General features: G+C 62.9%; 25 protein-coding genes. 12 read left to right on the top strand and 13 right to left on the bottom strand.

The window, feature by feature from the left end:
- Nucleotides 1-49: 49 nt before the first annotated feature.
- Genes LCM24_RS10670 through LCM24_RS10655 form a run of 4 tightly spaced genes read right to left on the bottom strand, consistent with a single transcriptional unit; the run spans nucleotide 50 to nucleotide 2,983 of the window.
- Nucleotides 50-970, bottom strand: a complete 921-nt coding sequence (locus tag LCM24_RS10670; RefSeq protein WP_224804177.1) for a hemolysin family protein — start codon at nucleotides 968-970, stop codon at nucleotides 50-52.
- 17 nt (nucleotides 971-987) lie between these two features.
- Nucleotides 988-1,473 (bottom strand): rRNA maturation RNase YbeY, encoded by a 486-nt coding sequence (gene ybeY, locus LCM24_RS10665; RefSeq protein ID WP_224804943.1) that lies wholly within the window; start codon nucleotides 1,471-1,473, stop codon nucleotides 988-990.
- A gap of 2 nt (nucleotides 1,474-1,475) precedes the next feature.
- Nucleotides 1,476-1,955, bottom strand: a complete 480-nt coding sequence (locus LCM24_RS10660; RefSeq protein ID WP_224804176.1) for a hypothetical protein — start codon at nucleotides 1,953-1,955, stop codon at nucleotides 1,476-1,478.
- Entirely contained in the window at nucleotides 1,952-2,983 is a 1,032-nt protein-coding gene (locus tag LCM24_RS10655) for a PhoH family protein (protein ID WP_224804173.1), read from the bottom strand. The genes LCM24_RS10660 and LCM24_RS10655 overlap by 4 nt, the downstream gene beginning before the upstream one ends.
- Nucleotides 2,984-3,132: 149 nt before the next feature.
- Here LCM24_RS10655 and LCM24_RS10650 point away from each other — a divergent pair, with 149 nt between their 5' ends.
- Nucleotides 3,133-3,711 carry a hypothetical protein gene (locus tag LCM24_RS10650; RefSeq protein ID WP_224804171.1) on the top strand — a complete coding sequence of 193 codons (579 nt, stop codon included), beginning with the start codon at nucleotides 3,133-3,135 and terminating at the stop codon, nucleotides 3,709-3,711.
- On the opposite strand, the gene miaB is transcribed toward LCM24_RS10650, so the two are convergent.
- Genes miaB through LCM24_RS10635 form a run of 3 tightly spaced genes read right to left on the bottom strand, consistent with a single transcriptional unit; the run spans nucleotide 3,700 to nucleotide 5,780 of the window.
- Nucleotides 3,700-5,046 carry a tRNA (N6-isopentenyl adenosine(37)-C2)-methylthiotransferase MiaB gene (gene miaB, locus LCM24_RS10645; protein WP_224804170.1) on the bottom strand — a complete coding sequence of 449 codons (1,347 nt, stop codon included), beginning with the start codon at nucleotides 5,044-5,046 and terminating at the stop codon, nucleotides 3,700-3,702. The genes LCM24_RS10650 and miaB overlap by 12 nt on opposite strands.
- A gap of 51 nt (nucleotides 5,047-5,097) precedes the next feature.
- The gene (locus tag LCM24_RS10640; protein WP_224804168.1) at nucleotides 5,098-5,319 is read right to left on the bottom strand and encodes a hypothetical protein; all 222 of its coding nucleotides are present in this window, start codon (nucleotides 5,317-5,319) and stop codon (nucleotides 5,098-5,100) included.
- Nucleotides 5,319-5,780 carry a peptidylprolyl isomerase gene (locus tag LCM24_RS10635; RefSeq protein ID WP_224804166.1) on the bottom strand — a complete coding sequence of 154 codons (462 nt, stop codon included), beginning with the start codon at nucleotides 5,778-5,780 and terminating at the stop codon, nucleotides 5,319-5,321. The genes LCM24_RS10640 and LCM24_RS10635 overlap by 1 nt, the downstream gene beginning before the upstream one ends.
- Nucleotides 5,781-5,883: 103 nt before the next feature.
- Between LCM24_RS10635 and mgtE the strand changes: the two genes are divergently transcribed.
- From mgtE to LCM24_RS10610, 5 genes are all read left to right on the top strand, one after another.
- Nucleotides 5,884-7,335 (top strand): magnesium transporter, encoded by a 1,452-nt coding sequence (gene mgtE / locus LCM24_RS10630; RefSeq protein WP_224804164.1) that lies wholly within the window; start codon nucleotides 5,884-5,886, stop codon nucleotides 7,333-7,335.
- Nucleotides 7,336-7,533: 198 nt separating this feature from the next.
- Nucleotides 7,534-7,923, top strand: a complete 390-nt coding sequence (locus LCM24_RS10625; RefSeq protein WP_224804162.1) for a DUF1489 family protein — start codon at nucleotides 7,534-7,536, stop codon at nucleotides 7,921-7,923.
- A 118-nt stretch (nucleotides 7,924-8,041) separates the two neighbouring features.
- Nucleotides 8,042-8,176, top strand: a complete 135-nt coding sequence (locus LCM24_RS10620) for an entericidin EcnA/B family protein (RefSeq protein WP_224804159.1) — start codon at nucleotides 8,042-8,044, stop codon at nucleotides 8,174-8,176.
- A 173-nt stretch (nucleotides 8,177-8,349) separates the two neighbouring features.
- Nucleotides 8,350-8,595 carry a hypothetical protein gene (locus LCM24_RS10615; protein ID WP_224804157.1) on the top strand — a complete coding sequence of 82 codons (246 nt, stop codon included), beginning with the start codon at nucleotides 8,350-8,352 and terminating at the stop codon, nucleotides 8,593-8,595.
- A gap of 299 nt (nucleotides 8,596-8,894) precedes the next feature.
- Nucleotides 8,895-9,719 carry a 2OG-Fe(II) oxygenase gene (locus LCM24_RS10610; protein WP_224804155.1) on the top strand — a complete coding sequence of 275 codons (825 nt, stop codon included), beginning with the start codon at nucleotides 8,895-8,897 and terminating at the stop codon, nucleotides 9,717-9,719.
- Between the two features lie 145 nt (nucleotides 9,720-9,864).
- Here LCM24_RS10610 and LCM24_RS10605 read toward each other — a convergent pair whose 3' ends face one another.
- The 3 genes from LCM24_RS10605 to LCM24_RS10595 all read right to left on the bottom strand — a co-directional run bounded on the left by LCM24_RS10605 (nucleotide 9,865) and on the right by LCM24_RS10595 (nucleotide 12,718).
- Nucleotides 9,865-10,554: a DsbA family oxidoreductase gene (locus LCM24_RS10605; RefSeq protein WP_224804153.1), complete on the bottom strand. Its 690-nt coding sequence runs from the start codon at nucleotides 10,552-10,554 to the stop codon at nucleotides 9,865-9,867.
- Entirely contained in the window at nucleotides 10,551-11,333 is a 783-nt protein-coding gene (gene nudC / locus LCM24_RS10600; RefSeq protein ID WP_224804941.1) for an NAD(+) diphosphatase, read from the bottom strand. The genes LCM24_RS10605 and nudC overlap by 4 nt, the downstream gene beginning before the upstream one ends.
- Nucleotides 11,334-11,413: 80 nt before the next feature.
- Nucleotides 11,414-12,718 carry a serine hydrolase domain-containing protein gene (locus tag LCM24_RS10595; protein WP_224804151.1) on the bottom strand — a complete coding sequence of 435 codons (1,305 nt, stop codon included), beginning with the start codon at nucleotides 12,716-12,718 and terminating at the stop codon, nucleotides 11,414-11,416.
- Nucleotides 12,719-12,828: 110 nt separating this feature from the next.
- Between LCM24_RS10595 and LCM24_RS10590 the strand changes: the two genes are divergently transcribed.
- On the top strand, nucleotides 12,829-13,050 hold the full coding sequence (locus LCM24_RS10590) for a hypothetical protein (protein WP_090482492.1): 222 nt from the start codon (nucleotides 12,829-12,831) through the stop codon (nucleotides 13,048-13,050).
- Here LCM24_RS10590 and mutY read toward each other — a convergent pair.
- Nucleotides 13,047-14,066, bottom strand: coding sequence for an A/G-specific adenine glycosylase (gene mutY / locus LCM24_RS10585; protein ID WP_224804149.1), 1,020 nt, complete (start codon nucleotides 14,064-14,066; stop codon nucleotides 13,047-13,049). The two genes, LCM24_RS10590 and mutY, sit on opposite strands and share 4 nt — an antisense overlap.
- A gap of 14 nt (nucleotides 14,067-14,080) precedes the next feature.
- Here mutY and LCM24_RS10580 point away from each other — a divergent pair, with 14 nt between their 5' ends.
- The 5 genes from LCM24_RS10580 (at nucleotide 14,081) to LCM24_RS10560 (ending at nucleotide 20,520) form a co-directional block, all read left to right on the top strand.
- Nucleotides 14,081-14,668: a DUF721 domain-containing protein gene (locus tag LCM24_RS10580; RefSeq protein WP_090482486.1), complete on the top strand. Its 588-nt coding sequence runs from the start codon at nucleotides 14,081-14,083 to the stop codon at nucleotides 14,666-14,668.
- 1 nt (nucleotide 14,669) lies between these two features.
- Nucleotides 14,670-15,383, top strand: coding sequence for a thioredoxin domain-containing protein (locus LCM24_RS10575; RefSeq protein ID WP_224804147.1), 714 nt, complete (start codon nucleotides 14,670-14,672; stop codon nucleotides 15,381-15,383).
- A 114-nt stretch (nucleotides 15,384-15,497) separates the two neighbouring features.
- The gene (locus tag LCM24_RS10570) at nucleotides 15,498-16,244 is read left to right on the top strand and encodes a thioredoxin domain-containing protein (protein WP_224804145.1); all 747 of its coding nucleotides are present in this window, start codon (nucleotides 15,498-15,500) and stop codon (nucleotides 16,242-16,244) included.
- Nucleotides 16,245-16,274: 30 nt separating this feature from the next.
- Nucleotides 16,275-19,697, top strand: a complete 3,423-nt coding sequence (gene smc / locus LCM24_RS10565; protein WP_224804142.1) for a chromosome segregation protein SMC — start codon at nucleotides 16,275-16,277, stop codon at nucleotides 19,695-19,697.
- 43 nt (nucleotides 19,698-19,740) lie between these two features.
- The gene (locus tag LCM24_RS10560) at nucleotides 19,741-20,520 is read left to right on the top strand and encodes a class I SAM-dependent methyltransferase (protein ID WP_224804141.1); all 780 of its coding nucleotides are present in this window, start codon (nucleotides 19,741-19,743) and stop codon (nucleotides 20,518-20,520) included.
- 2 nt (nucleotides 20,521-20,522) lie between these two features.
- On the opposite strand, the gene LCM24_RS10555 is transcribed toward LCM24_RS10560, so the two are convergent.
- The gene (locus LCM24_RS10555) at nucleotides 20,523-20,900 is read right to left on the bottom strand and encodes a MerR family transcriptional regulator (RefSeq protein WP_224804139.1); all 378 of its coding nucleotides are present in this window, start codon (nucleotides 20,898-20,900) and stop codon (nucleotides 20,523-20,525) included.
- A 16-nt stretch (nucleotides 20,901-20,916) separates the two neighbouring features.
- Nucleotides 20,917-21,216, bottom strand: coding sequence for an integration host factor subunit alpha (locus LCM24_RS10550; protein WP_090482821.1), 300 nt, complete (start codon nucleotides 21,214-21,216; stop codon nucleotides 20,917-20,919).
- Nucleotides 21,217-21,273: the final 57 nt, after the last annotated feature.

Here is a 21,273-nt window from a genome sequence, read left to right as displayed (position 1 = left end):
CGCAGCGACGCTGTCGAGGACCAATGTGCAACTTAATGCAACAATGCGATCACTCATCCTTGGCGGCATCTGAGGGCGGCTCATGCAGGCGCATGCGTTTGACGTGCGTTTCGTCACCATCGAGGATTTCAATCCGCCAGCCGCTTTCGTGTTCCAGAATCTTTCCGACCGGCGGGACCTGTTCTGCCAGCACGAAAGCCAGGCCGCCGAGCGTATCGACCGCCTCTTCGACTTCGGCGAGACGGGGATCCACTTTCTGCGCGACATCGTCGAGTTCGGCACGGGCGTCGCAGTCCCACATCCCTTCGCCGATCGACACGATCCATTCTTCCGGCAGTTCGTCGTGCTCGTCTTCGATTTCCCCGACGATCTCCTCGACGAGGTCTTCGATGGTGATGAGCCCGTCCGTGCCGGAAAATTCGTCGATGACGACTGCCAGGTGCATGCGCTGCGCACGCATATCCGCCAGCACGTCGAGCGCGTTGCGCGTCTGCGGGACATAGAGCGGTTGCCGCATCAGCACGGTCCAGTCGGCCGGCGGCTCCTTCTTCTCCGCCAGGAAGGGGAATACGTCCTTGATGTGGATCATGCCGATCACATCATCGAGCTGGCCGCGGTAGACCGGCATGCGCGAATGGCCGTGCTCCGAGAAAGTCTCGACCAGCTCGTCCCAGCCCGCATCGGCGGACATGGCCACGATTTCGCCGCGCGGCACCGCGACGTCGTCGGCATCGTGCTCGCTGAAATGCAGCAGGTTGCGCAGCATCTGGCGTTCGACGCCGGACAGGTCGCCCTTGGCATCGTCTTCGGCCGAAGAATCGCCGTTCTCGCCTTCGTGTTCGTCGATAGCCTCTTCGAGCTGCGCGCGCAGGGAGCGCTCGCCGCTATCGGGGTCGAACAGTTTACGGATCGCGGGCCAAAGCCCGCTGCTACTCTCCGCGTCTCCGGCGGGGGTGGAAGAATTGGCCATGGGCCGGGTGCGTACTCCTATTTGTCGCGGTCCCCATATGGGTCCGCTATACCCAATTTTGCAAGCGCCTCGATCTCGAGTTTTTCCATTGCTTCTGCCTGCTCGTCGGAATCGACGTGGTCATGACCGGCAAGGTGCAGCAGTCCGTGGACGATTAGGTGGGCCGCGTGATCGGCCAGAGCGATGCCCTTTTCCGCTGCTTCGCGCTCGCAGGTACCGTAGGCGAGAGCCAGGTCGCCGAGCATTTCGGGAGGGCCGTCGGGCGTAAGGCCAAGCAGTTCCTCACGCTCCAGCATGGGGAAAGACAGCACGTTAGTCGGCTTGTCCTTGCCGCGCCATTCGCGATTGAGGTCGTGAACTTCGTCGTCGCTCGTAAAAAGTAGCGAAGCGATGAGGCGCGGATTTGCCAGCGCATGCTCCACCTCGCTGGTCGCTTTCTGCGCGCGCTCGGCCAGGATTTCCCATTCGTCATTCGGCCAGCCGTCAATCTCGATATCGAGCATTGTCACTTGGGGAACGGTTCTCGAATGGTGGATTTGCACGTCCACTCTTCGCTGTTCGGGAAATGAAGGACGAGCGTCGTGAGCACAGCATCATTGCCAAGCTGCCAACGGGCCACGGTCCGCTTGGCCGGGCCAATCGACGAGACCTCGGCCTCGCTATTTCCGAACCGCTCGGAAAACGCAGCAAGGGTATCCCGACATTCGAGCTCTACCGGTTCCAATTCAATCAGTTCGAGCCTTCCCTTCTCATTGAAGAAGAAGAAGAGCTCGTATTCATGGCCATCGAGACCCCACTTCCCACCAAGAGTGGAGACAATGGGCCTCATTCGCCAGCTTCGAGGTTCTTCCAGGCGATAGACCTCGATATCCGAACCGGCCGATTCGACCTGCTTTTCCTTCATTCCCCATTTGAAGCCCTGCCAGTCCGCATGTGCCGGCGTCGCGCAGGTGAACACGAGGCAGGCCGCAGCTAGTCTCATCATGCCGCCGGGCCTTCGTAAGCCTCCACGATCCGCCCCACGATCGGATGGCGGACGACGTCGGCGGCGGTGAAGCGGATGGTGCCGAAACCCTCCACGCCTTCCAGCTTGCCCACCGCATCGGCTAGGCCGCTCATCCCGTCGCCGCCGGGAATGTCGACCTGCCGCGGGTCACCGCAAATAACCATGCGGCTGTTCTGGCCGAAACGGGTGAGGAACATCTTCATCTGCTCGCGCGTGGTGTTCTGCGCTTCGTCGAGAATGACGAAAGCGTCGGCCAGCGTGCGGCCGCGCATGAAGGCGATGGGCGCGATCTCGATCTCTCCCGACGCCAGCCGCCGCTCCACCTGTTCCGGCGGCATGCAGTCGTAAAGCGCGTCGTAGAGCGGGCGCAGATAGGGATCAACCTTGTCCTTCATGTCACCGGGCAGGAAGCCGAGCTTCTCGCCCGCCTCCACCGCAGGGCGCGACAGGATCAGGCGCTGCACGCTGCCATTGATGAGCTGCGCCACAGCCTGCGCCACAGCCAGATAGGTCTTGCCGGTACCCGCCGGGCCGAGCGCGAAAATGATATCGTCGCGCGTCAGCGAGCGCATGTAGGTCGCCTGCATTGCGCTGCGCGGGACGATGGTCTTGCGCCGCGTGCGGATCATGATCGGCGGGCCCTTAGGCTCTGCATCCATGATGCCGTCCAGCGTCGGTTCGTTCGACATGGAGATTAGGGATTCGATCGCGCCGGCGTCGAGTTCCTGTCCCTGCGACAGGCGATCGTACATCTCGTTCAGAACGTCACGGGCGCGGGCCACGCTGTCTTCGGGACCTTCGATATGCAGATCGTTGCCGCGTGCCGCGATGAAGACGCCGAGGCGGTTTTCGACCTGGACCAGATTTGCGTCGAATTGCCCGAACAGTGCGCCCAACAGGCTCTGGTTATCGAAGCTGATGTCGATCTGTGCGCGGCGAACTTCACGCTGCGGACTGGGCGGCGGTGTGAAAGCCTGATGGGCCTTCGGTGCGGGTTTACGAGCCATGCGCTCCTTTCGTTTCCGAGTCGGAATCTAGGCTTCCCTCCGCGAGGTGCAAGTGGCCCGGTCTCATGACCGTGGAAAGTAAGCGGCTTGTCACAAAAGCAGACCGCGATCAGACTCCCGCTCCGACTCGCAGCATCGGGAGTAACCAAATGCTTCGCCAGACCATCGCCGCCATCTCGATTTGGACCCTTGCAGCATGCTCGCCAGCGGACGCACCGGTCGATCCGGCAGAGACCGAAGCGGCGGATGACATGACGACCCAAGCGGAAGCGCCCGACCCGGAAGACGACATCCGTCACTTCCTGCTCCAGGAATATCCCGATGCAGGAGCCATGCGGTATGCGCTGGCATGGAGCGATCTCGATGCCGACGGAGCGGACGAGGCGATCGTCTACCTGGCTGCCCCCTATTTCTGCGGTTCGGGCGGATGTCCGACGCTCGTCCTGACCCCTGCGGGGCCGATGTGGCGAAAGGTCGGCGACATCAGCGTCTCGCGCACGCCCGTGACTGTGCTGGATAGCAGCACGAATGGCTGGAAGGACATCACCGTCGCGGTTTCCGGCGGCGGCGGTGCGTCCGGCAATGCACTCTTGAAGTTCGACGGAGAGGCTTACCCGTCCAACCCCACGGTCGCCCCGGCCGAAATGACGGAGACCACCGGTACGGTCGTGATCGCGGAAGAACCCGAGTTCACCGACCTCGAGCCGGTCGAAGCCTCAGGCGGCTGACAAAGCCGTTTCACGAAGCGTACCGGCGAGAGAGTTCGGTCCGGCTTCCACGAGTTCCACCTCGACCAGATCGCCGATCTGCGCGTCGCCTTCGAACCACACGCTCTGCAGCCAGGGCGATTTGCCCAGCCACTGGCCGGGATGCTTGCCCTTGCGCTCCACGAGGACTTCACACGTCCTCCCTACGCTCGCCTCGTTGAAAGCAAGCTGGTCGCGGTTGAGTGCGTCCTGCAAGCGGCGCAGACGCTCATCCATGACGTCTTTGGCGACCTGCCCGTCCATAGTGGCGGCGGGCGTGCCGGGGCGCGGCGAATACTTGAAGCTGAAGGCCTGCGCGTATTTGACCTCGTCCACCAGTGCGAGCGTTTCCTCGAACTCTGCATCGGTTTCACCCGGGAAGCCGACGATGAAGTCGCCCGATAGCGCAAGGTCGGGCCGCGCGGCGCGGAAGCGGTCGAGCAGCTTGAGATAGCTTTCCGCCGTGTGGCTGCGGTTCATGGCTTTGAGGACACGGTCGCTGCCCGCCTGCACCGGCAGGTGGAGGAAAGGCATGAGCTTGTCGATCTCGCCGTGCGCGGCGATCAAATCGTCGTCCATGTCGGCGGGGTGGCTGGTTGTGTAGCGGATGCGCGCAAGGCCATCGACCTTCGCAAGGTCGCGGATCAGGCCTGCTAGGCCGACCTGGTGACCCTTACCGTCCTCGCCCGACCATGCCGATACGTTCTGGCCCAGTAGCGTGATCTCCTTGGCGCCCGCATCGACCAGCTTCCTGGCTTCGGTCACGAGGTCTGCATAGGGGCGGCTGATTTCCGCGCCGCGCGTATAGGGCACGACGCAATAGGTGCAGAACTTGTCGCAGCCTTCCTGCACGGTAAGGAAGCTCGCCGGATTGGTGCGGCGACGCTCGGGTAGCGCGGCGAACTTGGCGATGGCCGGCATGTCGGTGTCGGTCGCCCGCTCGCCCTTCACTGCCTTTTCCAGCATTTCCGGCAGGCGGTGATAGGCCTGCGGGCCGACGACCATGCTCACCGCCGGAGAGCGCTTCATGATCTCTTCGCCCTCGGCCTGAGCAACACAACCCGCCACCGCGATCATCGGGGCCTTGGTCTGCGTCTTGCCCTTGGTCAGACGGCCGATGTCCGAATAGACCTTCTCCGCCGCCTTCTCGCGAATGTGGCAGGTGTTCAGGACAACGAGGTCGGCGTCCTCGCCTTCGGGCGCGGGCACGATGCCCTGCTCGCCCAGCATTTCGGCCATACGCTCGCCGTCATAGACGTTCATTTGGCAGCCGAAGCTCTTGACCCTGTAGGTCTTGGGGGAATTGGTCGGTTTCATAGGCCTGAGTGTTAAAACAGCTCTTTCATCAATCGCTCTCATGCAGCTTCATCAATCGCTCTCATGCAGCAGTTTCTTGCGACCTACCGCGTAATAATGAGCGTAGACCAATAGTACCCACAGGCTCCACGCCGGCAGAGCCGTGGTGATTGCTGCCACCAGCCATCCAATTTCTCTACCTGTCAAAAGCAGCGTCACGACCAAGGCAACGATAACCACCAGAAGCGGTGACACTGCACGACGCAGATAGAGCTTTTGAACTTTGCCTTTCATCACCCAACAGTCGCTTTCACGATCTTGCCCGGGTTTGCCGGCGGCTCGCCCTTGGGGAGGGCGTCGACGTGTTCCATGCCGCTCTCGACCTGGCCCCAGACGGTGTACTGGCCGTCGAGGAATTCGGCGTCGTCGAAGCAGATGAAGAACTGGCTGTTGGCGCTGTCTGGCACCTGGGTGCGGGCCATCGAGCAGGTGCCGCGGGTGTGCGGTTCGCTGTTGAATTCGGCCTTGAGGTCGGGCTTGTCACTGCCGCCCATGCCGGTGCCGGTCGGATCGCCGCCCTGCGCCATGAAGCCGGGGATCACGCGGTGGAAGACCACGCCATCGTAGAAGCCTTCGCCCGCCAGCGTCGTGATGCGCTCTACGTGTCCGGGTGCGAGGTCGGGGCGCAGCTTGATCACCACGTCCTTGCTTTCGCCGTCGCCGGTGTCGAGGGTGAAGGTCAGCTTGTCGGCCATTGGTATTATCTCCTGTAAATCGGTTGGCGCCTACATAGGCGTTCACAGCCTCATGTCACCCTCTGCTTGCTTTATGGGGCCCACTGCCTAGAGGTTGCGCCCCATGGCGGAGCACGAGCGCCCCCTTGACGATGACGACGTGATCCTGGCCGGCGAGGAGCAGGAGGAAGGCGCACGTCCGGACGACCGCATCGACGACGAGCGCATGGACGAGGAGAACACGCTGAAGCGCGAGTTCGTTTCCTCGGTCGAGGACGCGCTGGAGGCGGGCGAGACCGGTGCGGTTTACGACCTCGTCGAACCGCTTCACCCCGCCGACGTCGCCGACCTTCTCGAATTGTTCGACAAGGACGACCGCGCCACACTTGCCGCGGCCATCACCGACCTGATGACCAGCGAAGTCGTTGCCGAGCTCAACGACTACGTCCGCGAAGAGATGATGGAAGCGCTGCCCGCCGATGCGGTGGCGCAGATCGCGGAACAGCTGGAAACCGACGATGCCGTCCAGCTGATCGAGGATCTGGACGAGGACGACCAGAAGGCCATCCTCGCCGAGCTGGAACCGGAAGACCGGATCGCCATCCAGTCGGCCCTGTCCTATCCCGAAGAGACCGCGGGCCGCCTGATGAACCGCGAGTTCGTGGCGGTTCCGGAACACATCACCGTCGGCGACCTGATCGATTACCTGCGCGACGGGCGCGAATTGCCCGAGGACTTCTTCGAGGTCTTCATCGTCGACCAGCGCCACCACCCGGTCGGCACCTGCAACCTCTCGTGGGTCCTGCGCACGCCGCGCAACATCGCGCTGGGCGACGTGATGAAGCGCGACCAGACGCTGATCCCGGCCATGCTCGACCAGGAAGAGGTCGCGCTGATGTTCCAGAAGTACGGCCTCATCTCTGCCGCCGTGGTGGACGAGGACGGACGCCTGGTCGGCCAGATGACGGTCGACGACATCGTCCACATCATCGCCGAGGAAGCGGGCGAGGACGCCCTGCTGATGTCCGGCGCGGGCGAAGGCGACATCAACGAGCCGATCCGCGAGGCATACTCCAGCCGCGTGCGCTGGCTGGTCGCCAACCTCGGCACTGCTCTCATCGCATCGCTCATTATCGCAGCGTTCGGCGCCGCTATCGAGAAGCTGGTCGCGCTCGCCGTACTGATGCCCATCGTCGCCAGCATCGGCGGCAATGCGGGCACGCAGACCATGGCTGTGACCGTGCGCGCGATCGCCATGAACCAGCTGACGCGCAGCAACACGCGGCGCATCCTGACACGCGAACTGCGCGTCGCGCTGCTCAACGGGGTTACCATCGCGGTACTTATCGGCGCGGCGACGGCGGTCATTTTCACACCCCTGCTGGGCGCGGTCATAGCGCTCGCCATGATCATCAACGTGGTGACCGCAGGGCTTGCCGGCGTGCTGGTCCCGGTCGCGTTCGACCGGCTCGACCAAGACCCTGCAGTGGCGTCCAGCGTCTTCGTGACCATGATCACGGATTCGATGGGCTTCTTCGCTTTTCTCGGCCTTGCCGTGGCGTTGCAGGTCGTCTGATCTCCTACAGAGTGGAACGGGTGGAACACGGTCCAGGGAGAAAAAATCCTCGGGGCCCAAGCCACCCCCGAAGTGGCGCGATTGCGTGAATGAGGGGCGAAGAGCGCTGTCCATGAGGCATGCCTGCACCAGCCGCCCGATTGTAGGAAAGCCCCTTCCCGGCATTGCGCATCGGCCCGTGCAGACTACATCGGTCCCATGCCGCTAAACCTGACCAAGATCGCTTTCGGTGCGCAAAGCTATGGCGACATCGAAAGCTGGTATGCGCAGCGGCGCAGCCCGAACCTGACCACCCGCTATCGCCCGACGAAGTGGGAACAGTGCATCGGCGGATCGCTCTTCTGGATCCACCAGCACTCTATCGTGGCGCGCAGCGAAATCCTCGGCTTCAGCGAAACGAAGGACGGGCGCTGGTCCATCGACCTCAAGCCCGAGCTGGTGCGCGTCATGCCCCGCCCCAAGCGCGCCCACCAGGGCTGGCGCTATCTCAAGGGCGACCCGCCGCGCGACTTGGAAGAAGGCGAGGACATCGGCGATGCCTTGCCCGGCAAGCTCGCCGGCAAGCTAGAGCGCCTCGGCCTGATCTAGTCCGGTTTCCCAAAGACTTAGACAAGCCTTTCCGGAACCGGCTGCAATCCGCGCCGTTGTGACGTCACCGACTGATAAAACATGGCGCGCCGTCGGTCTGCGCTATCGGAGAGTGACTATGAAGAAGTTCCTGACAATGCTCGCGTTCGGCAGCTCGGCCATCCTGCTGTCGGCCTGCAACACGATCGACGGCATCGGCGAAGACGTTGAATCCGTAACCGATTGTGCCGACGGCGTAGAAGGCAACTGCTAAGCCGCACCAAGCCGATCGGCTTACGAAAGAGGCGCTGCCCCAAACGGGCGGCGCCTTTTTCTTTGCCGATTGCTTCTGCCTGCCCGCGCCCTCGGGAAAACGGGCGCGAGGTGCGGTGAAATGCGGAACATCGCCAAGGGCTTACCCGTTGGTTTGGCAAAGGAGACATTCACATGCCCGAACGCCAATCCATGCACCCCGACAATGACCTCATCGACGAGATCACGAAGTACGACACGCCGTCGCAGCAGAGCCGTTCCGGCGGCGAAGTGAACCGCCAGGTCGGCACCCGCGGCGAACTGAACCGCGCCTACGACCCCGACAACCGCGAGCCGGAAGTCGGCTCGGACAATCCGGCACAGGACGCGCAAAAGGGCGAGAAGACCTTGCAGGCGATGCAGGACAGCCGTTCCAGCTAAACCTGCCTACACAGTTTACAGCGAGAGACGCCCCGCCCTCACCGGCGGGGCGTTTTTTATGCGGTGACGCGATTACCCTCGGGGATCGATGATATTATGCGGATAGCGTAAATCTCATATCTTCACTTACTTGATACTGAAGAATCTTTCGATCGTCAGATTAGACCTTCTTTAGAGAATTTGCATTTTTGAGGAGATTGCTTCACTTTGGCACAGTCATTCTGATTGGCATGCAGAATAGAATTACTTCATTTAAGCGATCTAACTGTGAGTACCGTTGAAACACAGTGGGGCAACGAATGAAAATGGACGACATTGACCGGACGTTTTTGGCAAGACTAATTGCTTCGCGACTGAGAGAGGTTCAGGAACGGGCAGCTGCCGAATTCGCCACAGAACCCGGCGTTGCTTCCTTCGTTGTGGACGATCTATTGCCCGAGGCGGTGGCGCGAAAAGTCTTTGAAGCGTTTCCACCATCAGGTCGGATGCGTTTCCGGAATTCGATTAAGGAGCGCAAATATATTGCAGTACAGATGAATGAGTATAACCCCCTCCTCGAGGAAGCGGTTTATGCTTTTCAAGCGCCCGAAGTTGTTCAGGCGATCAAGGAAATTACTGGATTTGCGACGTTGGAGCCGGATGAATTTCTGTATGCGGGAGGTGTGAGCGCAATGCCTAAAGGCGCGTATCTGAAGCCGCATCTCGACAATTCTCATGACGCTGAGCAGCAACGTTATCGCGCTTTGAACCTGCTCTTTTACGTCACACCTAATTGGCAGAAAGAATTCGGCGGGAATTTTGAATTATGGGATGAGGGTCCTAAGAAGAAGCCACGGACGATTGTGAGTCAGTTCAACCGTTTGGTGGTGATGTTGACCAATGACTCATCATGGCACGGGGTTTCGGAGGTAACAGCCGAAAAAACCCGTTGCTGTGTTTCGAATTACTATTTTTCGACCGTCCCGGTTGACGGGAAGGAATTTTTTCACGCCACCTCCTTCAGGGGACGACCGGGTGAGAGACTCAAAGACTTAGTGATGGCAGCTGATAACGCACTACGAACGATGGTCCTGAAGGTGACGGGCACCAAATTGTTCAAGAACCCTCATTTCTACCGAAAATAGACTGTAGTAAGGGAAGTGCCTCGATCCATCTTAACGGTTTCTAATGGCCGCTAAAGGCCAAACGAGAATTGCGAGTCTCGATGGTACTAACTTTCGAGGGACAATTAGAATACGTCTTCGGGCAGGTCGCTAGTCCAGCTCTCCTTTAGACAGCCGCTGCCGTCTTTTCCGCCACCCTTCTCAGCGCGTTGACGTAAGATTCCGGCGGCTGTGCTCCAGGCACCATGAAGCGGCCCTCCAGGATCATCGCGGGCACGCCGCTGATGTTCATGTCCCATGCTGCGCGTTCTTCGGCGCGGGTCTTGTGGGCGATTTGCTCGTCGTCGAGCGCGGCTGACGCTGCGTCGCGGTCGAGGCCAATGCTCTCAGCCACATCCAGCAGCACTTCGCGCTCGCCGATCCGCTGGCGGGCATTGAAATGCGCCTTGAACAGGGCGAGCTTGAGTTCGGTCTGCTTTGCCGCGCCGTGCTCCTCGCCCGTCCAGGTCAGCAGCTTGTGTGCCTCGAACGTGTTCCACATCATCGCATCTGGCGCAGGGTCCGGACCCTCGTAATCGAGCGATACGCCAGCCGCATCGGCAGCCTGCCGCATCTGGCCCTGCACTTCCTTCGACTGCTCGATCGTGCGCCCGTATTTGCGTGCGATGTGGGCGGTCCGTTCCTCGCCTTCTTCCGGCATGTCGGGATTGAGTTCGAATGCGTGCCAGCGCACGTCCGCCTCGATCTCGCCTTCCAGCTGTTCGAGCGCCTGCGACAGATTGCCCCAGCCGACGAGGCACCAGGGGCACATCACGTCGGACCAGATATCGATCGTCATCTTGCGGGGCTGGGTCATCTGTGGATCCACCAATGCATGAGGTGATGGGCGATGGCATGCGGTGGCGGCGCGCGGAACGGACCGTCGCCTGCCAGCGAGGCTTTCACCTCGTCGCGCGAGTACCAGTTTATTTCCGCCATCTCGGTTTCGTCGATGGTCAGGGCGTCGTCATCGGCATGGCTGTGGCAGCCGATCATCAGCTGGCTGGGAAACGGCCACGGCTGGCTGGCGACATAGGTTACGTCGCGCACGCGCACGCCGCTTTCCTCGAAGACTTCGCGCGCGACGCCTTCCTCGATGCTTTCGCCCGGTTCGACAAAGCCTGCGAGCGCGGAAAAGCTGCCCTCGGGCCAGCCCAGTCCGCGGCCGAGCATGAGCTTGCCGTCATATTCGACCAGCATGATCGTGACCGGGTCCGTGCGCGGGAAATGGCTTGCCCCGCAGGCCGTGCAATCGCGCTGCCAGCCGCCCTTGGCCAGCTTGGTATCGCCGCCGCACTGGGCGCAGAACCTATGGCGTGCATGCCAATCGACGATGCTGCGTGCGCCGCCGTAGAGCGCGAGATCGTCGGGCTGAAGATTGGCCATCAGCGACCATAGCTGCGGGTTCGCCATGCGCGGACTTGCATCGCCGCGCGGCGGGACGGCGGCAAAGCAGGCCTTGCCTTCGTCGAGACCGAGGAACACCAGCTCCGCATCCTCCGGTGCATCCGCCAGCGTGCCCCACGAAAGGCGCCCGGCATCATCCATCGACGGCATCAACCCGTCGAGCGCGAGCAGCCGGGCCTTCCAGTTCATGTAGCCGGCCAGCCGCTCCGGATCGGCGCGGACATGGTCGGCGCGATCCAGGCGCGAGCCGGTAAAGGAAAGCACCCCGCTTACGCGCCCATCATGGCTGCAAGGTCGGCCTGTACGGCGTTGGGGAAACCTTCGTGGATCGGATAGGCCTCGGACGGCATGTACTGGGTGTAAAGGCTTGCCCGCAGCTTCGCCGGGTAATTGACGAAAGCCACCGTTCCGGCAGCGCCGCCCCAGCCGAACGAGCCGTCGGTGACGCGGCCGCCCGCGCCGAAGCCCTGGCCTTCGATCCAGGTGCCCTTCGTGACGGCGGTTTCCGGCAGCAGGTTCGAGGTTCCGAGCTTGACCGCAGCCTCGCTCATCACGCGCTTGCCGTCGATTTCGCCATAGCCGAGCAGCATCTTGAGGAAGCGGTCGTAATCGCGCGGGCTGGAGACGAGCCCCGCCCCGCCGAAGGGGAATGCCGGATCGTCGAGATAGATCGACGCGCCTGCCGGATCGAGCGGCAGCGGCGTGCCGCCCATGATGCCGTAATTGGTGGTTAGGCGCGGAACCTCGCTCTTCGGCACGCGGAAGAACGTGCTGTTCATGCCGGCAGGCTCGAAAATCTGGGTGCGCAAATATTCGTCGAAGCTCATGCCGCTGGCGACTTCGATCACGCGGCCCAGGAGGTCGAGGCTGACAGAATAGCTCCACTTGCTGCCCGGCTGCAGGACCAGCGGGAGCTGGGCGAGATTGTTGGCGAACTTGTCGAGGCCGCGAATCGCTTCCTCGCGGCCGAGGCCCGGGATCGGCAGTCGCGTCACCTGACCGGGCACCACGCCGTATTTCACATATTGTTCGCGGATCGGGCCCTTCTGGATGATCGAATAGCCAAGGCCCGCCGTGTGCGTCAGCAGGTGGCGGATCGTGATCGGGCGCTCTGCCGGGACGAGATCGGTGACCGAGCCGTCATAGGTCTTCTGCACCATCATCTTGGAGAATGCGGGCAGCGTTTCGGCGAGCGGCTGGTCGAGGCCGAGCTTGCCCTCGTCGATCAGCATCATGGTCGCCATGCCGGTGACCGGCTTGGTCATCGAATAGATGCGATAGAGGCTGTCCATGCCGGCAGGCGTTGCGCCGCCGATCGCCAGCGTGCCTTGCGCAATAAGCAGGGGATCGCGGTCACCCCAGCCCAGCGCGGCCGCCATGTTGGCGACCTTGCCTTCTGACACGTATTTGTCGACCAGCTTGGAGACCATCGGCCAGTCCGCCGACTTGCTGTGCGCCAGTGCCATGCTGCCGCCCGACAAGCCCGAAATGGCTGCACCGGCGGTCAGCCACGCCCCGCCCCTCAGCAGCGAACGGCGCGAAAGCTGGGCATCGTCGAAATTGCGGTAAGCCATGGGAATCCTCTCGAAGTTCTTTTCGCGCCTTTTGTGCGGAAGCGATGCTGAACGGTCAATTGCGAATTGAAACTCTTGAATTGCGTCAGTGTCCTACCCATATAGGACACATGCTGAACCTTCTCTCATTCCTGTTCGGAATCGTCTCGCTCGTCATCGTCATCCCGGCCACCATCCCCTTGCTGGGTTGGGCCAACTGGCTGGCACTGCCGCTGATCGTAATCGGCATCATCGTCGGCCAGCTGTCGTCGAGCAATTCGGGCCGCAACTTCAACATCATCGTGCTGCTGATCGCGGCCCTGCGCCTGACGCTGGGTGGCGGCATCATCTAGGCAAGCGCCAGCCGCGCTGCCTTTGCAAACAGCGTCGGCAATCCCGCTTCGTCGAGCCTGTCGAGCGGCCACCATTCCCCTTCATCCAGGGGGTCGGAGGGCGCTTGCGTTTCGCACACCGCCAATTCCAGCGCGAAATGCGTGAAAGTGTGCCGGACAAGCCCCAGATTGCGCCACGGGCCGCTGGTCGGAGCATTCTTGTGCCCGTCCCCCTTCGCCGACCATCCGTCATCGGGAAGCGCGCGCATTCCGCCCAGCATTCCCGTTCCTTCACGGCGCACAAGCCAGACGTGATCCTCTCTCGTGATCCAGTAAGCCTGCCCTTGCCGCACCGGCTTGGCCTTCTTGGGTGCCTTGACCGGATAGCGCGCCGGATCGCCGTGCGTCCTACCCTCACACGACGCAGATAACGGACACAGCAGGCATTTCGGATCGCGCGATGTGCAGATCGTCGCACCGAGATCCATCATCGCCTGGGCAAAATCCCCCGCCCGGTTTTCGGGGGTAATCTCGTCGGTGCGCTCCCGAATGAGCTTGCGGGAAGACGGCAACGGCTCCTCGATCGCGAAGAGCCGTGACACCACTCTCTCCACATTGGCATCCACGACCACCGCGCGTTTCCCGAATGCGATCGCGGCGACGGCGGCAGCCGTGTAGGCACCAAGGCCGGGCAGGTCGCGCAACTCTTTCTCGGAACTCGGGAAGCCGCTCATCGCGGCGACGGCGCGAGATGCCTTCACGAGGTTTCTCGCGCGGGAATAATAGCCAAGCCCCGCCCACGCCGCCATGACGTCTTCTTCCGGTGCCGCCGCCAAATCCTGAACCGTCGGCCAGCGCTCGGTGAAAGCTTCGAAATAGGGCTTCACCGCAGCAACCGTCGTCTGTTGCAACATCACTTCGGAAAGCCAGACCCGATAGGGGTCGGTCGGCGGCGCACCGGGCCGCGCTCGCCACGGCAGGTCACGGGCGTGCGTGTCATACCATGCGAGAAGTGTGTCGGAGATGCTGGCGGCCACGCGCAGCCTATGGCATGAGCGCGGGCCTAATGGAAAGCGACAAGCCCAAATCCCCGAACAAGCCGGTCCAGCCGAAGAAACCGTCCGGCAAGGGCAAGGCGGGAAAGCCGTACGAACGGCCGCGGGGCGGCCAGGCCAAGGCTATCTCCGACCTCATGCCGCAGATCGGGCGGCCCGCTTTCCGGCGCTTCGGCTTCGTCCAATCGTCGATCGTGAGCCGTTGGCCTGAGATCGTGGGCGATACGCATTCGCAGGTCTGCACGCCTGAGATGATCCGTTTTCCGCCGGGCGAGAAATCCGAAGGCATTCTCGAACTGGTTGTCAAACCCGCCCATGCCCCGCTGATCCAGCAGGTGCTGCCCGAGATCATCGAGCGGGTGAACCGGTTCTTCGGGTACAAGGCGGTGGCACGAATCAAGCTTCGGCAAGGTGCGGTTAAGCCTCCGGAGGCGAAGCAGAAGGCGAAAGCCCCGCCTTCGCTCAAGCCGATACCGATGGAACTCGGCGACAGTTTGCGCGATATCGGGGATCCGGAATTGCGCGCCGTGCTGGAATCGCTCGCGCGCGGGCTCGGATCGCAGGATGAAGACGGAACACAGTGACGTGAAACCCATTGCAAAATTCGCCGTGAGCGCCCTTGTCGCCGCGGCCTCGTTTATCTCCCTCCCCGCAACCGGACAGGATCTTCCGACCAACAAGCCGCGCGGAAACTGGAATACGGTTATCAACGAGGTCGACGGCGGCCACGTCCTCGGCAATCCGGACGCCGAAGCGCGGCTGGTGGAGTTCATGAGCTACACCTGCTCGCATTGCGCCGAATTCACGAAGACCGGCGAAAGCGCGATCAAGCTGCTCTACGTGCCGAGCGGCAAGGTGTCCTACGAAGTGCGGCACCTGATCCGCGATCCGGTCGATCTGACGGCTGCCCTTGCGGCGCAATGCGGCGCACCCGACAAGTTCTTCGCCAACCACACTGCATTGCTGATGAAGTATCCCGACTGGATGGCGAAGGCCCGAAGCATGACGCAGGCGCAAATGGCGCGGTGGAATTTCGGCAGCTTCGCAGCACGCTCTCAAGCGATTGCCAGCGATCTCGACTTCTACGAGATCATGGAAACCCGCGGATATTCGCGCATCCAGCTGGACGACTGCCTGAAGGACGAAACCAGGGCACGGGCCATTGCAGCTCAGAGCCAGGCAGATGCCGCAAAGTATGGACTACGCGGTACTCCGACCTTCATCATGGGCGGCGAGACGCTCGATGCGCATGACTGGCCCCGCCTCCAGCCCTATCTCGACGCGCTGTACGACAAGTAATTCCGCAACTTTGCAGTTGCATTTGTCGGGGATAGCCCTGTGGACACCGGCTCTACGGCGCTTCACCCGGCACAAACCCTGGCTTAGCCTACCTGCCCACCAGAGAGGATTCCGATGAAAACCAGTTTGCGCCTTGCCGTTCTCGCACCATTCGCCCTTACGCTTGCAGCGTGCGGCGATACAACGGAGGAGGCCGGCACCGGTTCGCTCGAAGGTGACGCGATTGCCGCAATCCCCGCACCCGACGGCACGAGCTGGCTCGAAGTAGCCAGCAAGACCGACAATGGCGGGTTCGTGATCGGCAATCCCGATGCGCCGCTGAAGCTGGTGGAATTTGCCAGCCACACCTGCGGCGCCTGCGCCTACTTCGCGGAAAACGGCTCGGCACCCCTGCAGCAGGATTATGTCGACACCGGCAGGGTGAGCTACGAAATCCGCCCGCTGCTGCGCGATCCGATTGACGTGACGATCTCGACCCTGGCGCAATGCGGCGCCCCGGAAAGCTTCCACGCACTGTCGGACCAGGCATGGGCCTCGCTCGCTTCCTTCTACGAGAACCTGGAAGCCAATCCGTCTGCCTACGAAGCGGCAATGCAGGCAGCGCCCGAACAGCGCTTCCTCCTGCTCGCTCAGGCCGCAGGACTTGTCGACTTCTTTGCCGCTCGCGGTCTCTCCGCCGACCAAGCCCGCACCTGCCTGACCAACGCCGAGGGAATCGAGGCCATCGCGACCGCATCGCGCACGGCAGCGGAGGAACTCAATGTAACCGGCACGCCCACCTTCTTCCTCAACGGCCAGCGGCTCGACGGGAACCAGTGGGCGCAGGTCGAACCAATCCTCCAACGCGCCGGCGCCAGGTAAGGCCGGGGCTAGAGGGGGGAAACGGCGACGATGCTCATAAAACAGCTCAGACTGAGCGGTTTCAAGAGCTTCGTCGAGCCGTCCACCCTGCGCATCGAACCCGGGCTGACCGGCGTGGTCGGCCCGAACGGGTGCGGTAAATCCAACCTCCTCGAAGCGATCCGCTGGGTGATGGGCGAAAACTCGCCCAAGTCGATGCGCTCGGGCGGGATGGAAGACGTCATCTTCGCCGGCACCGCCACGCGCCCGCCGCGCGACTTCGCCGAAGTCCAGCTCTCCGCCGAAAGCGACGATGGCGACGAACTGGAGGTCATCCGCCGCATCGAACGCGGGGCCGGCAGCGCGTACCGCGTCAACGGCAAGGACGTGCGCGCCAAGGACGTCGCCCTCACTTTCGCCGACGCCGCCACCGGTGCGCACTCCCCTGCTCTCGTCAGCCAGGGCAAGATCGCACAGGTCATTGCGGCAAAGCCCGTCGAACGCCGCCAGATGCTCGAAGAGGCGGCCGGGATTGCAGGCCTCCATGTCCGCCGCAAGGATGCGGAGAGCAAGCTGCGCTCCACCGAAACCAACCTCGCGCGGCTCGAAGACCTGATGGCCGGGCTCGACAGCCAGATCGCCTCGCTACGGCGGCAGGCAAAGCAGGCCGAACGCTACAAGAAACTGTCCGACCAGATCAAAACCGCAGAGGCGCGGCTGGTGTTCGCCCGCTGGCGCGATGCTGCCGCTGCTGCGGAGGAGGCCAAGAAGGCCGCTGCCGCAGCCGACGCGCGCGTGACGGAAGCGCAGAAGGCTGCCGATGAAGCGCAAAAGGCCCAGCGCGCGGCTGCCGAGGCACTGGCCGAAGCGCGCGAGGAACAGGCCGACCGCCGCGACGATGCGAGTGCGCACGGCCACCGCATGGCCGCCCTCACCAGCCAGCTCGAGGCTGCCGAACAGCGCCTTGCCGACCTCGACCGCCAGAAACAGCGGTTGGAAGAAGATCGCGGCGATGCCGACCGCATGACCAAGGACGCGGCAGAAGCGCTCGCGCGACTGGAGAAAGAACTCGCAAACAGCGAGAAAGACCTCGCCGCCAACGAGGAACGCCGCCCCTCGCTCGTCGCACAAAGCGAAGATGCCGAACGCGCCAGCCGGACGGCGGAACTCGCGCTGGCCAAGGCCACCGCCGACAATGCCGGTGTCGAGGCCGAATGGCGCGTCGTCGAGGCCGAAATCTCGCAGGCCCGCATGCGTCTCGAACGGGTCGAGGCGGAAGGCCGCCGCATAACCGAACAGCGCCAGGCGCTCGCCGGAGAAGATGTCGATGGCGCGCTTGAAAGCGCCAAGACCGCCGCCGAGAAGGCGACCAGGTCCCTGGCAGACAAGCGTGCGGCGATCGAAGCCATGCAGGCCCGCAAGAGCGAGCTACAAGCGGCGCGCGACGAAGCATCGAGCGCGCTCTCTTCCGCCAAGGCCGAACTGTCCGGCATCCAGCGCGAACACGATGCGCTCCTCCGCGACCGCGAAGCACGCGAGCGCGCAGCCGCCAAGCGATCGGGCCGCAAACAGGCCATCGATGGCATACGCGCGGCCAAGGGCTACGAACGGGCGGCAGCAGCCGCTCTTGGCCGCGATGGCAAGGCGCTGCTTGGTCTGCCGGAAGAAGGGGCGGAAGGACGCTATTGGACCGGTGCGGACGCCCCGCAGCCGGTGGCTGACAGTCTCGCTGACCACCTCGACCAGTGCCCCGACGAATTGCGCGCGCGGCTCGCGCTCGTCCATGTCGCGGATGGCGACGACGGGCGCACGCTCGCCCCCGGCGAAAGCCTCGTCACGCGCGATGGCCATCTTCGCCGGTGGGACGGCCTTGTCGTACGAGGCGAAGGCGCAGCAGAGGCAGCCCGGCTGGAAGCGGACAATCGCTTCACCGAGCTGGCGCAGCAGCTCCCCGCGCTACAATCGGCGGTTTCGACCGCGCAGGATGATGAAGCCCGCGCGAGCGAGGAATTGGGTACCCTGCAACGGGACCTGATCGCTGCCGATCGCGAACTGGCCGCGGCTGCCGATGCGGAGCGCCAAGCCCTTCGCGCTCTCGACCAGGCCGAGGCCGCACGCGAACGCATTGCCGCTCGGCTGGAAGAGCTGGAACGCGCCGAAAGCGAACACAGCGAATTGCTCTTCGCTGCACAGTCGGAGCTGGAGGCAGCGCAGGCCAAGCAATCCGCGCTACCGGATCCCGAAGCCGGTCGCGCCTCGCTCGATGCTGCCCGGGCGAAGAACGAGGCCGCCCGCTCCACCCTGCAGGCACGCGCCGCCGAGCTTGCCGCGCATGACCAGTCGCTGGCCGTCGCGCGCGAACGCACGGCCGCGCAGCGCAGCGACATGGCCAATTGGCAGGCCCGCTCGGGCGAGGCGACGCGCCGCCTCTCGGACATGGCCCGCAGGTTCGAAGAAATCGAGGAAGAGCGCGCGGTCTTCGCCGCCAAGCCCGAAGGGCTGATGCGTGAGATTGAACAGGGCGACCAGGTCCGCGAACGCCTCGGCACCGAACTGGCCAAAGCGGAAGCGGCCGTCGCCGAGGCGAACCAGCACGCAGCAGATGCCGACCGCGCCTTTGCCTCCGCCAACGAGGCGCTGGCCGCTGCCCGCGAAAATCGTGCCGGCCTGTCCGAACGGGCAGAGAACCAGGACGGCCGCAGGATCGAGATGGCGCGGATTTCCGGCGAACGCTTCCAGTCGCCCCCGCCGCTCCTGCCTGCAAAATTCGAGTTCGAGGAAACCGAGGTCAAGTCGGCGGACCAGGAAGGCGAGGAGATGGATCGCCTCACCGCCAGCCGCGAGCGTATCGGGCCCGTGAACCTCGTCGCGGCCGAAGAGCTCGAGAAGATCGAGAGCGAGCACGGTTCGAACGCGGCCGAGCAGGAAGAACTGCGCGAAGCCGTCAATCGCCTGCGCGGTTCCATCGGCAGCCTCAATCGCGAAGGCCGCGAGCGCCTGCGCGAGGCATTCGAGCAGGTGAACGACCACTTCAAGCGTCTTTTCACGCGCCTGTTCGAAGGCGGGGAAGCGCATCTAGCGCTCATCGACAGCGACGATCCGCTCGAAGCAGGCCTTGAAATTTTCGCCCAGCCGCCGGGCAAGCGGCTCCAGTCGCTCACTCTGCTGTCCGGCGGGGAACAGGCGCTGACCGCCACCGCGCTGATCTTCGCGCTGTTCCTGACGAACCCCGCCCCGATCTGCGTGCTCGACGAAGTCGACGCGCCGCTGGACGATGCCAATATCGACCGCTTCTGCGACCTGCTCGACGCCATGGTGCGCGAAACCAACACGCGTTACCTGATCGTTACGCACAACGCCGTGACGATGAGCCGGATGCACCGCCTTTTCGGTGTCACCATGATCGAGAAAGGCATCAGCCGCCTCGTCAGCGTCGACCTTGGCGGCGCGGAAGAACTTCTGGCCGCAGAATAGCGTGTCGGATATTTCCGCCGCGTGGTGCGGCGGGGGATCAATGATGACGCAACGGACAGGTGATGGCAGTGCGGGCGATGTCGATTACGGCGACATCGGAGGAACCTACGCCCGATTCCGCCAGCCGGACCCGATAATCGAAGCGCAAATCCACCGCGCGCTTGGCGATGCAAAGACCGTCTTGAATGTCGGCGCAGGAACGGGGTCCTACGAGCCGACCGATCGAGATGTCACAGCAGTCGAACCGTCGCGTTCCATGCGGGCACAGCGTCCTGCGCATCTGGTCGAGGCGATCGATGCCACGGCGGAAGACCTGCCCTTTCCCGACAAGTCCTTCGATGCCTCGATGGCGAGCGTTACCGTCCACCAGTGGAGCGATCTCGAGAAAGGCTTGGCGGAAATGCGCCGGGTTACGATCGGCCCGGTCGTCCTTTTGGTGTGCGATCCGGAGCTGATGCACGACTACTGGCTGAGCGATTACATTCCCGAAGTGCGCGCTGTCGAAGCAGCGCGCTTCCCGAAGATTTCGCGGATTGTGGACGCCTTGGGAGGCAAGGTCGAAGTGGAACCGGTCCCCGTCCCTCTTGAGTGCAGCGACGGTTTCAACGAAGCCTATTACGGGCGGCCCGAGCGCTTTCTCAATCCGGCCGCGCGGCTCGCCTGCTCAAGCTGGAGCCTGGTGAGCGAAGAGGCGGTCGACCGGTTCGTCACAGCCCTTTCCCGCGATCTGGAAAGCGGTGGATGGGACCGGAAATACGGACACTTGCGGCAGCAGGCTTTCTTCGACGGCCCTCTGCGGCTGGTTATCGGAAGGTCTGAGTGACGTTAGGCTGCCGCTTCCAGAGCGGCCCGCAATTCGTCACGAACCGCCTTCAGGCGCGGGAGGAAAGAGGATGCTCCTGCGCCGCTATCGGATGCCCCGGCTTCCTGCGCCGCAGTCTGCTGGTCCGGTACGCCGCGCAGCGCTGCTTTTGCGCCCTTCAGCGTATAGCCTTCCTCGTTCACAAGCCGGTTGATCCGTTCGACCAGCGCAACGTCTTCGGCCCGGTAATAACGGCGTCCGCCACTGCGTTTCAGGGGCTTGAGGCTGGGGAACTGCTGCTCCCAATAGCGCAGGACGTGGGTCTTGATGCCCGTCGCGCGCGCTACTTCACCGATGGTGCGCAGCGCACCTTTTTCCTTGTGATCGTCGAACTCGGCCATGCGATCCCCTTAGCAATTAGCCGTTGGCGACGCGATCCTTCAGCAGCTGGCTTGCCCGGAAAGTCATGACGCGGCGCGGCGTGATCGGAACTTCTACGCCGGTTTTTGGGTTGCGGCCAATACGCTCTTTCTTGTCGCGCAGGACGAAGCTGCCGAAACCGGAAATCTTGACGTTTTCACCCTGGATCAGAGCCTGCGACATCTTGTCGAGCACCTGTTCCACCAGATCTAGCGACTCAGCCCTGCTGAGGCCCATCTTCCGATTGATAGTTTCTGCCAGATCGGCGCGGGTGAGGGTTCCTACCGAGCGCATCATGTCCATTTCTCTCTCCCCAGACGCGACCCTGGGTCCGATTTAGAAATGGCAACATAC

Origin of the sequence: Qipengyuania aquimaris (assembly GCF_020171965.1) — a bacterium.
Classification (GTDB): domain Bacteria; phylum Pseudomonadota; class Alphaproteobacteria; order Sphingomonadales; family Sphingomonadaceae; genus Qipengyuania; species Qipengyuania aquimaris_A.
This window is presented reverse-complemented; position numbering and strand designations above follow the sequence as displayed.

Coding starts and splice junctions, on each gene's coding strand:
- LCM24_RS10635 (WP_224804166.1), bottom strand. CDS start 5,780: ATGGCCGACAAGCTGACCTTCACCCTCGACACCGGCGACGGCGAAAGC.
- mgtE (WP_224804164.1), top strand. CDS start 5,884: ATGGCGGAGCACGAGCGCCCCCTTGACGATGACGACGTGATCCTGGCC.
- LCM24_RS10560 (WP_224804141.1), top strand. CDS start 19,741: ATGACGCAACGGACAGGTGATGGCAGTGCGGGCGATGTCGATTACGGC.
- LCM24_RS10670 (WP_224804177.1), bottom strand. CDS start 970: ATGGCCAATTCTTCCACCCCCGCCGGAGACGCGGAGAGTAGCAGCGGG.
- LCM24_RS10655 (WP_224804173.1), bottom strand. CDS start 2,983: ATGGCTCGTAAACCCGCACCGAAGGCCCATCAGGCTTTCACACCGCCG.
- LCM24_RS10650 (WP_224804171.1), top strand. CDS start 3,133: ATGCTTCGCCAGACCATCGCCGCCATCTCGATTTGGACCCTTGCAGCA.
- LCM24_RS10580 (WP_090482486.1), top strand. CDS start 14,081: ATGAGCGCGGGCCTAATGGAAAGCGACAAGCCCAAATCCCCGAACAAG.
- LCM24_RS10590 (WP_090482492.1), top strand. CDS start 12,829: ATGCTGAACCTTCTCTCATTCCTGTTCGGAATCGTCTCGCTCGTCATC.
- LCM24_RS10570 (WP_224804145.1), top strand. CDS start 15,498: ATGAAAACCAGTTTGCGCCTTGCCGTTCTCGCACCATTCGCCCTTACG.
- LCM24_RS10625 (WP_224804162.1), top strand. CDS start 7,534: ATGCCGCTAAACCTGACCAAGATCGCTTTCGGTGCGCAAAGCTATGGC.
- LCM24_RS10640 (WP_224804168.1), bottom strand. CDS start 5,319: ATGAAAGGCAAAGTTCAAAAGCTCTATCTGCGTCGTGCAGTGTCACCG.
- LCM24_RS10660 (WP_224804176.1), bottom strand. CDS start 1,955: ATGATGAGACTAGCTGCGGCCTGCCTCGTGTTCACCTGCGCGACGCCG.
- LCM24_RS10550 (WP_090482821.1), bottom strand. CDS start 21,216: ATGATGCGCTCGGTAGGAACCCTCACCCGCGCCGATCTGGCAGAAACT.
- ybeY (WP_224804943.1), bottom strand. CDS start 1,473: ATGCTCGATATCGAGATTGACGGCTGGCCGAATGACGAATGGGAAATC.
- LCM24_RS10610 (WP_224804155.1), top strand. CDS start 8,895: ATGAAAATGGACGACATTGACCGGACGTTTTTGGCAAGACTAATTGCT.
- LCM24_RS10595 (WP_224804151.1), bottom strand. CDS start 12,718: ATGGCTTACCGCAATTTCGACGATGCCCAGCTTTCGCGCCGTTCGCTG.
- miaB (WP_224804170.1), bottom strand. CDS start 5,046: ATGAAACCGACCAATTCCCCCAAGACCTACAGGGTCAAGAGCTTCGGC.
- smc (WP_224804142.1), top strand. CDS start 16,275: ATGCTCATAAAACAGCTCAGACTGAGCGGTTTCAAGAGCTTCGTCGAG.
- LCM24_RS10620 (WP_224804159.1), top strand. CDS start 8,042: ATGAAGAAGTTCCTGACAATGCTCGCGTTCGGCAGCTCGGCCATCCTG.
- LCM24_RS10605 (WP_224804153.1), bottom strand. CDS start 10,554: ATGACCCAGCCCCGCAAGATGACGATCGATATCTGGTCCGACGTGATG.
- LCM24_RS10615 (WP_224804157.1), top strand. CDS start 8,350: ATGCCCGAACGCCAATCCATGCACCCCGACAATGACCTCATCGACGAG.
- LCM24_RS10555 (WP_224804139.1), bottom strand. CDS start 20,900: ATGGCCGAGTTCGACGATCACAAGGAAAAAGGTGCGCTGCGCACCATC.
- nudC (WP_224804941.1), bottom strand. CDS start 11,333: ATGAACTGGAAGGCCCGGCTGCTCGCGCTCGACGGGTTGATGCCGTCG.